The sequence below is a fragment of the Streptomyces sp. NPDC057137 genome (assembly GCF_042670825.1).
GTDB lineage: Bacteria > Actinomycetota > Actinomycetes > Streptomycetales > Streptomycetaceae > Streptomyces.
The window spans coordinates 1-9,126 of record NZ_JBHUUW010000127.1; the positions used below are offsets into that span (position 1 = coordinate 1).

General features: G+C 71.0%; 8 protein-coding genes. 6 read left to right on the forward strand and 2 right to left on the reverse strand.

Features of this window, described 5'->3' with window-relative positions; all coding sequences use genetic code 11:
• Window positions 1-90 precede the first annotated feature (90 nt).
• Entirely contained in the window at window positions 91-351 is a 261-nt protein-coding gene (locus ACFT9I_RS39740) for an antitoxin (protein ID WP_382572671.1), read from the reverse strand.
• A 49-nt stretch (window positions 352-400) separates the two neighbouring features.
• Window positions 401-664 (reverse strand): hypothetical protein, encoded by a 264-nt coding sequence (locus ACFT9I_RS39745; RefSeq protein WP_382572674.1) that lies wholly within the window; start codon window positions 662-664, stop codon window positions 401-403.
• A 182-nt stretch (window positions 665-846) separates the two neighbouring features.
• Here ACFT9I_RS39745 and miaA point away from each other — a divergent pair, with 182 nt between their 5' ends.
• The 6 genes from miaA to hflX all read left to right on the forward strand — a co-directional run bounded on the left by miaA (window position 847) and on the right by hflX (window position 9,048).
• Window positions 847-1,785 (forward strand): tRNA (adenosine(37)-N6)-dimethylallyltransferase MiaA, encoded by a 939-nt coding sequence (gene miaA / locus ACFT9I_RS39750; protein ID WP_382572676.1) that lies wholly within the window; start codon window positions 847-849, stop codon window positions 1,783-1,785.
• A gap of 107 nt (window positions 1,786-1,892) precedes the next feature.
• On the forward strand, window positions 1,893-2,330 hold the full coding sequence (locus tag ACFT9I_RS39755; protein WP_382572678.1) for a hypothetical protein: 438 nt from the start codon (window positions 1,893-1,895) through the stop codon (window positions 2,328-2,330).
• Between the two features lie 83 nt (window positions 2,331-2,413).
• On the forward strand, window positions 2,414-3,358 hold the full coding sequence (gene dapF / locus ACFT9I_RS39760; RefSeq protein ID WP_382572681.1) for a diaminopimelate epimerase: 945 nt from the start codon (window positions 2,414-2,416) through the stop codon (window positions 3,356-3,358).
• Window positions 3,359-3,554: 196 nt separating this feature from the next.
• Window positions 3,555-5,747, forward strand: coding sequence for a RelA/SpoT family protein (locus tag ACFT9I_RS39765; protein WP_382572683.1), 2,193 nt, complete (start codon window positions 3,555-3,557; stop codon window positions 5,745-5,747).
• A gap of 118 nt (window positions 5,748-5,865) precedes the next feature.
• The gene (locus tag ACFT9I_RS39770) at window positions 5,866-7,311 is read left to right on the forward strand and encodes a M1 family metallopeptidase (protein ID WP_382572685.1); all 1,446 of its coding nucleotides are present in this window, start codon (window positions 5,866-5,868) and stop codon (window positions 7,309-7,311) included.
• 240 nt (window positions 7,312-7,551) lie between these two features.
• Window positions 7,552-9,048, forward strand: a complete 1,497-nt coding sequence (gene hflX, locus ACFT9I_RS39775) for a GTPase HflX (RefSeq protein WP_382572687.1) — start codon at window positions 7,552-7,554, stop codon at window positions 9,046-9,048.
• The last annotated feature ends 78 nt before the right edge of the window (window positions 9,049-9,126 follow it).

The window sequence follows — 9,126 nt, forward strand, 5'->3', positions numbered from 1 at the left end:
GCGCTGAAGGGCGCTTCGCGGCCATCGCCGTCACTCGTACGACTCGTCCCTCGCCCGTCCGTCGGGCGAGGGCCGCAGCTCGGCCGTGCCTCAGGAGGCCGGGGGCGGCGGAGGGGAGGAAGGCGGGGTGCCGGTGTCGCCGTCCTTGTGGGACATGCGCTCCAGAGCGTCCTTGGCCTTTCCGGTCCCGGACTCGATCTTGTCGCTGTACTTGCCCTTGGTCTTCTGGTCGACCGTCTTCGCGGCCTTGTCCAGGCCGTTCCCGATCTTCCCCCCGTGCTGCTGCGCGAGGTCGGAGACTTTGTCCTTGGCAGGGGACAGCTTGGCCTTCAGTGAGTCAAGGAAGCTCATGGGTCACCTTCCCTCGGGCCCCCGACGGGGGCTGTCGGCTCTGTGCCGGTTATGTGCGGGCGCCTTCGCCGGCTCCGTTGTCGGCCGCCTCGTCGGCGGTCTGCTGCTTCGGGATGTCAACGCTCTCCGCGGCGTCCTTGCCGCCGTCGGTGGCGCTTTCGCTCCCCGCGACAACCGTATCCGCACCCGTATCGGGTGCGGCCTCGGCCGCCCCCGGGGTGCCGTCCGCAGTGGCTCCGGCCGCCGACGAGGCCGGCCGGGCCTCTTCGGCCGTCCGCTTGGACTTCCGACGAAGCCGTGCAAAAACACCCATATCTGCTCCATATCGTACTCGTGTGGGCGAAATTCCGCGTCGCCCGGAGCGTCCCGTTGCGTCGCCCGGTGGCACCGGCCCGAAAACCGGCAGTCGGAATCTCGCAACGGCCAACGACCCCGGACAGGGGCCGTCACGTAACTCGTTCGGGAACCGGCCACCGGGTTTGCGAGACTGGGGCCGTGAGAACCGCAGCGCGAGCACCCCGGGTCATCGCCGTCGTCGGCCCCACCGCGGCCGGCAAGTCCGACCTGGGCGTCCATCTCGCCAGGCAACTCGACGGTGAGGTCGTCAACGCCGACTCCATGCAGCTCTACCGAGGGATGGACATCGGAACCGCCAAGCTGACGACCGAGGAGCGCCGCGGTGTCCCGCACCACCTCCTCGACATCTGGGACGTCACCGAGGCGGCCAACGTCGCCGAATACCAGCGGCTGGCCAGGATCGAGATCGACCGGCTCCTCGCCGAAGGCCGTACCCCCGTCCTCGTCGGCGGCTCCGGCCTCTACGTACGGGGCGCCATCGACGCCCTCGACTTCCCCGGCACCGACCCCGAGGTGCGCGCCCGGCTGGAGGAGGAACTGAAGCTGCGCGGTTCCGGCGCCCTGCACGCCCGGCTGGCGGCCGCCGATCCGCCGGCGGGCCGCGCGATCCTCCCCAGCAACGGACGCCGCATCGTCCGGGCCCTTGAGGTGTTCGAGATCACCGGGAAGCCGTTCACCGCCAATCTGCCGGGCCACGACGCGGTGTACGAGACGGTGCAGATCGGCGTCGACGTGGAACGCCCCGAACTCGACGAACGCATCGCGCTGCGCGTGGACCATATGTGGGAGGCCGGGCTCGTCGACGAGGTGCGCGAGTTGGAGTCGCGCGGACTGCGCGAGGGTCGTACGGCCTCGCGCGCTCTCGGCTATCAGCAGGTGCTGTCGGCCCTCGCCGGGGACTGCACCGAGGACCAGGCGCGCGCCGAGACCGTACGCGCCACGAAACGCTTCGCGCGCCGCCAGGACTCGTGGTTCCGCCGCGACCCGCGCGTGCACTGGCTGAGCGGCGCGGCCGTCGACCGGGAGGAACTCCCGCACCTCGCGCTGACGTTGGTCGAACGAGCGGTCACAGCCTGATCACGTGATGGCATCGGGACGCTCAGGCCGTCAATCCGGTGCCCGGGGCCGTGCCATCATCGAGCATCGATCGACCAGTGGAGTCCGAGTTGGGAGGGCGCGTGGCGATGGAAGCTGGCCCTCGCAACACGGATCAGGGAACGCAGGATCCACAGGATGAAGCCCCACGGCTGAGTCCTGACGGACCTGACGAAGACGCGGTGACTCCCGAGGTGGAGGTCGAGCTGCGTCCGCAGCGACGCCTGCGGATCTGGCAGCTCGCCCCGATCGTGATGCTCGCCGCCATCGGCTCGCTGATGTTCGCCTTCCCCCTCGCCTTCGGCACGGGCGACGGCGGCGCCGTCGTCGCCATGCTCGGCCTGCTGATCAGCTGCTGCGCCGCGGGCTGGGGCATGATGGCCGCCCGCCGCGTCGGCCACGCCTGGCCGGGTCTCCCGGCCCGCGGATCGGGTGAGCGCCCGGACTGGCGTGTTCTCGGGCTGTACGTGGCCGGGGGCGCCGCCCTCGTCGCCCTGGCCGTGTGGCGGGTCGCCCGCCTCCGCTGACCGACGGACCGCGCGCCGTCCGGGCGGATCGGCCCGCGGCCTTCCATGTTCGCGTTGTCGGTCCCACCTCGTACGATTGACGCGTGAGTACCTACCGGCCCGCCGCGCAGTCGTCACCGATCCCTTTCCTCAAGGGCCACGGGACCGAGAACGACTTCGTGATCATTCCCGACCCGGACAACGCCCTCGCCCTGTCCGCCTCCGCCGTCGCGAAGCTCTGCGACCGCCGGGCCGGTATCGGCGGCGACGGGCTGCTGCACGTCGTACGGTCCGCCGCGCACCCCGAGGCGCGGTCCATGGCCGACCGGGCCGAGTGGTTCATGGACTACCGCAACGGCGACGGATCCACGGCCGAGATGTGCGGCAACGGGGTGCGGGTCTTCGCGCGGTATCTGCGGCGCGCCGGTCTCGTCGAGGCGGGTGACCTCGCCGTCGCCACCCGTGGCGGCGTGAAGAGGGTGCACATCGCCAAGGACTCCGAAACCGAAGCCAAAGGCGGGGCCGATGGCCGGGGAGCCGATTCGGGGCCGGTCACGACCCACATGGGACGCGCCGTCCTTACCGAGGACGACGTCACCGTCGTTGTGGGGGACCGCGGTTGGCCCGCGCGCAACGTCAACATGGGCAATCCCCACGCCGTCGCCTTCGTGGAGGATCTCGACCACGCGGGAAATCTGTTCACCGCTCCGTCCGTCAGCCCGGCCTCGGTCTATCCGGACGGTGTGAACGTCGAGTTCGTCGTCGATCGCGGCCCGCGCCACGTCGCCATGCGCGTCCACGAACGCGGCTCAGGCGAGACGCGGTCCTGCGGTACGGGCGCGTGCGCCGTCGCCGTCGCGGCGGCCCGCAGGGACGGTGCCGACCCCACGGTGACCGGGGAGTCCGCCACGTACACCGTGGACGTGCCCGGCGGACGACTCGTCATCACCGAACGCCCCGACGGCGAGATCGAGATGACCGGCCCGGCCGTCATCGTCGCCGAGGGACTGCTCGACGCGGAGTGGGCGGAGCGGCTCGACCCGCGCTGAGGTCCGTACGCCCCTGAACCGCTCGACACGCTCCGAAGTCCGCCGCACCCGGCCGTAGGTTCCCTCGAATGGGTGATCCGTTTCACGCTGGGGGAGAGGTGGACCGAGGCACGTGGTGGGGTCGGTAGCATCAAGCACCGGCCGGGAGGGCGCTCCTGTCCTTCCCACCGCCGGTCGACGCTGCCGGAGGTGCCCCATGAGCGCAGAGGCGACCAGCCCTGGTGCCCGGAGCCGCAGGCGCGGCCGTACCAGTATCGACCTCCGCCGACTCGGCAGGGCCGCGCTGCTGGGGCCCGCGTCCAGAGACCGGCTGCCGGACGCGATCGGCCATGTCGCCGACGCCCACCGCGCGCACCACCCCGACGCCGACCTGCTCGTGCTGGGCAAGGCGTATGTGCTGGCGGAGATGTCGCACCGCGGACAGTTCCGCAAGAGCGGCGAGCCGTACATCACGCATCCGCTCGCCGTGACCCTGATCCTCGCCGAACTCGGCGCCGAGACCACGACATTGACGGCGTCTCTCCTCCACGACACCGTCGAGGACACGGACGTGACGCTCGATCAGGTCCGCGCGGAGTTCGGTGACGAGGTCTGCTATCTGGTCGACGGCGTGACGAAGCTGGAGAAGGTGGACTACGGCGCCGCCGCCGAGCCCGAGACCTTCCGCAAAATGCTGGTCGCCACCGGCAACGATGTCCGGGTGATGTCGATCAAACTCGCCGACCGGCTGCACAACATGCGCACCCTCGGTGTGATGCGGCCGGAGAAGCAGGCCCGCATCGCCAAGGTCACCCACGACGTCCTCATCCCGCTCGCCGAACGGCTCGGCGTCCAGGCCCTCAAGACCGAGCTGGAGGACCTGGTCTTCGCGATCCTCCAGCCGGACGAGTACGAGCGCACCCGCACCGTCATCGCCGACAAGGCCACCACGGGGCCGAGCCTGGACACCATCGCCGTCGACGTGCGGCGGACACTCCGCGAGGCCGACATCACGGCCGAAGTCGTCATCAGGCCGCGGCACTTCGTCTCCGTGCACCGCGCCCGCCTGAAACGCGGCGAGATGCGCGGCACGGACTTCGGCCGTCTGCTCGTCCTGGTCGGGGAGGACGCCGACTGCTATGCCGTGCTGGGGGAGTTGCACACCTGCTTCACGCCGGTGATCTCCGAGTTCAAGGACTTCATCGCCGCACCCAAGTACAACCTGTACCAGTCGCTGCACACGGCGGTCGCCGGCCCCGACGGGGCGGTCGTCGAAGTCCTCATCCGTACGCACCAGATGCACAAGGTCGCCGAGGCCGGTGTGGTCGCGCTCGGCAATCCGTACGCGCCCGTCGACGGGGCCGAACCGGCGGACGGTGAACGCGCCGACCCCACCAGGCCCGGCTGGCTGTCCCGCCTCCTGGAGTGGCAGGAGGCGGCCACGGACCCGGACACGTTCTGGACGACGCTGCGCGCCGATCTCGCCCAGGACCGGGAGATCAGCGTCTTCCTCGCCGACGGGGGCATGTTGGGGCTGCCCGCCGGCGCGACCTGTGTGGACGCGGCGTACGCGCAGCACGGCGACGGCGCGCACGGTTGCATTGGGGCGCGCGTCAACGGCCGTCTGGCGACGCTGAGTACGGTCCTGGTGGACGGCGACACGGTGCAACTGCTGCTGGCCCACGGCCCCGTCCCGGAGGCCGCGATCGACCGGGGCCGCGACGACGACAGCAGTACCAGCCGTGACAGCCGCGACGGCGGCCAGGGCGCTCAGGGCGGAGAGCACGGCGGTCAGACGCAGGACGCCGCTCCCGGGCCCTCTCCCGAGTGGCTGGACCACGCCCGCACGCCCGCCGCGCGGATCGCGATCGCCGGCTGGCTCGCCGCGAATCCGGAGAGCCTGAAGGTGCCCGCGGCGGCGCCCCGTGCCCCCGGCGCCGTCACCGCGGGGCGGCGTGGCGTGGCCAACGTGGTCGTGGACGTGCCAGAGGCGACCGTACGGCTCGCCGGCTGCTGTACGCCCGTACCGCCCGACGCCGTCACCGGCTTCACGGTCCGCGGCGGCGCCGTCACGGTGCACCGCGATGAGTGCCCCGCCGTCGCCAGGATGACCGCGCTCGGCCGCTCGCCGGTCACGGTGAGCTGGGGCGACGAGGCGGAGTGCCGGGTCACGCTGTACGCGGAGTCCTTCGGCCGGCCGCGACTGCTCGCCGACCTCACCGAGGCCATCGCCACGGCCGGCGCGGCGATCGTGTCGGCCAACGTGGAGCCCCCGAGCGAGCAGCGGGTACGGCACACGTACACGCTTCAACTGCCCGACGCGGCAGGACTTCCCGGTCTGATGCGCGCGATGCGGGACGTGCCGGGAGTGTTCGACGTACGGCGCGCTCAGCACGAGCCGGCCTCCTGAACAGACGAGTCAGACCCGTCGGCACCGGGATCCGCGCCCGGCCGCCCACCGTCCTCTTTCGGGTGGGCGTGAAGCGCGCCGCCGTCATACATATGCCGCGCGCTGGTAACGGTGGTTCATGCTGCTCACCTCCCGCCGGCTGCGCGCCGCCCTGCTGGCCACCGCGTCGGCCACCCTCGTCGCCGCGACGCTCCCCGCCGCCGCCCCAGGACCGCTGGGTATCGGCGATCCGCTCTTCCCGCACCTGGGCAACCCCGGATACGACGTCCTCGCCTACGACATCGGCTTCACGTACCGCGGCGACAACACCAAGCCGCTCGACGCCGTCACCAAGATCGAGGCCCGCGCGACCCAGCGTCTGGACCGGATCAACCTCGACTTCACCCACGGCGTGGTCCGCTCCGTCGAGGTCGACGGAGCGCGTGCCGACTTCGCGACCGCCGGCGAAGACCTCGTGGTCACGCCGCGCGACGCCGTCGAGGCGGGCTCGCCCGTACGCGTCACCGTCACCCACACCAGCGACCCGACGGGCGGCAAGGGCGGCTGGGTGCGGACCACGGACGGCCTCGCGATGGCCAACCAGGCCGACGCCGCGCACCGCGTCTTCCCCGGCAACGACCACCCCGCCGACAAGGCCGCTTTCACCTTCCGTGTCACCGTCCCCAGCAAGCTGACCGCGGTGGCCAACGGACTGCCGGTGGCGAAGACCAGCCACGGCGCCACCACCACCTGGACGTACCGCACCCGTCACCCCATGGCCACCGAGCTGGCACAGGTGTCCATCGGCGACTCGGCCGTGGTGCACCGGGAAGGACCGCGCGGACTGCCCCTGCGCGACGTCGTGCCGGCGGCCGACCGCGCGAAGCTGGAGCCGTGGCTGGCCAAGACGCCGGGGCAGTTGGAGTGGATGGAGCGGCAGGTCGGGCGGTATCCGTTCGAGACGTACGGCATCCTGATCGCCGGCGCCGAGACCGGCTTCGAGCTGGAGACGCAGACGCTGTCGCTCTTCGAGCGTTCACTGTTCACCCGGCCCGAGTACCCCGAGTGGTACGTCGACTCGGTCATGGTCCACGAACTGGCGCACCAGTGGTTCGGTGACAGCGTCTCGCCGCGCGCGTGGTCCGACCTGTGGATCAACGAGGGGCACGCCAGCTGGTACGAGGCCCTGTACGCGCAGGAGCACGCGGACAAGCCGTTGGAGAAGCGGATGCGCGAGGCGTACCGGCTGTCCGACGGCTGGCGCGCGGCGGGCGGCCCGCCCGCCGCGCCGAAGCCGCCCGCGGCAGGCGAGCAGATCAGCCTCTTCCGGCCGGTGGTGTACGACGGCAGCGCGCTGGTGCTCTACGCGCTGCGTCAGGAGATCGGGGCGGGGGAGTTCCGGCGGCTGGAGCGTGACTGGGTGCGCGACCACCGGGACGGGACGGCCGGCACGGCGGACTTCACGCGGCTCGCGTCGGACATCGCCGGGCGCGACCTGTCGGACTTCTTCCAGGGGTGGCTGCACGGGAAGAAGACACCGCCCATGCCGGGGCACCCGGACTGGAAGAGCGCGGCGGCGAAGTAGGCGGCGGTGAAGTGGCCGGCTACGAAGCAGGGCGGGAAACCCAGCGGGAAACCCATATGACGGTCCCGGCGATGACGTGCCACCATCAAGGGGTCGGCGGCGCCGCCGGGACCGGGATTCCGGGACGGGGGCGCCGGGCCCGTGGCGCCGGGAATCAATCCGGATCGTTACGCGTTGTGACCGATGTGGGTGGGCAGTCTCTGTCCACCACCCGAACATTCTCTTCGACGTAAGGATCCAATGACCTCCTCTTCTTCCCCTTCCCAGGACGAGCAGATCTCCGCGGACACCCGCACGGACAGCCTTCGGGCCGATGCCCTGATGGAAGAGGACGTCGCCTGGAGCCAAGCGATCGACGGACAGCGGGACGGCGACCAGTTCGAGCGCTCCGACCGTGCGGCGCTACGGCGCGTGGTCGGCCTCTCCACCGAGCTCGAAGACGTCACCGAGGTCGAGTACCGGCAGCTGCGCCTGGAGCGTGTGGTGCTCGTCGGCGTCTGGGTCTCGGGGACCGTGCAGGAAGCCGAGAATTCGCTCGCCGAGCTGGCGGCGCTGGCCGAGACGGCAGGCGCGCTGGTGCTGGACGGCGTCATCCAGCGCCGTGACAAGCCCGACCCGGCCACCTACATCGGCTCGGGCAAGGCACGCGAGCTGTACGACATGGTGCTGGAGACCGGAGCGGACACGGTCGTCTGCGACGGTGAACTCAGCCCCGGTCAGCTGATCCATCTTGAAGACGTCGTCAAGGTCAAGGTCGTGGACCGTACGGCCCTGATTCTCGACATCTTCGCCCAGCACGCCAAGTCCCGAGAGGGCAAGGCACAGGTCGCGCTCGCCCAGATGCAGTACATGCTGCCGAGGCTGCGCGGCTGGGGCCAGTCACTGTCCCGGCAGATGGGCGGCGGCGGCGGTGGCGGTATGGCCACCCGTGGTCCCGGTGAGACCAAGATCGAGACGGACCGGCGCCGGATCCGCGAGAAGATGGCGAAGATGCGCCGGGAGATCGCGGAGATGAAGACCGGCCGTGAGATCAAGCGGCAGGAGCGCAGGCGCCACAAGGTGCCGTCGGTCGCGATCGCCGGGTATACGAACGCGGGCAAGTCCTCGCTGCTCAACCGCCTCACCGGCGCCGGCGTCCTGGTGGAGAACTCCCTGTTCGCCACCCTGGACCCGACCGTGCGCCGGGCCGAGACACCGAGCGGCAGGATCTACACGCTGGCCGACACCGTCGGGTTCGTACGGCATCTGCCGCACCACCTCGTGGAGGCGTTCCGCTCGACCATGGAGGAGGTCGGAGACTCCGATCTGATCCTGCACGTGGTCGACGGCTCGCACCCCGCGCCGGAGGAGCAGCTGGCCGCCGTCCGTGAGGTGATCCGCGACGTCGGCGCGGTGGACGTCCGCGAGATCGTGGTGATCAACAAGGCGGACGCGGCGGACCCGGTGGTCCTCCAGCGGCTGCTGCGGATGGAGCGGCACGCGATCGCCGTGTCGGCGCGTACCGGCGCCGGCATGACCGAGCTGCTGGCGCTCATCGACACCGAGCTGCCCAGGCCCGAGATCACGGTCGAGGCCCTCGTGCCGTACACCGACGGCGGTCTGGTCTCGCGGGTGCACGCCGAGGGCGAGGTGCTGTCCGAGGAGCACACCCCGGAAGGCACGCTGCTGAAGGCGCAGGTCCACGAGGAGCTGGCCGCGGCGCTCGCCGTGTACGTGCCTGTTCCCGCGGTCGGCTGACGGCCGCACGGTATCCGTGCCGCCAGGTAGCTGACGTGGCTGACGAAGTTACGGCGGAAGGCCCGCCCCCTCTTCACG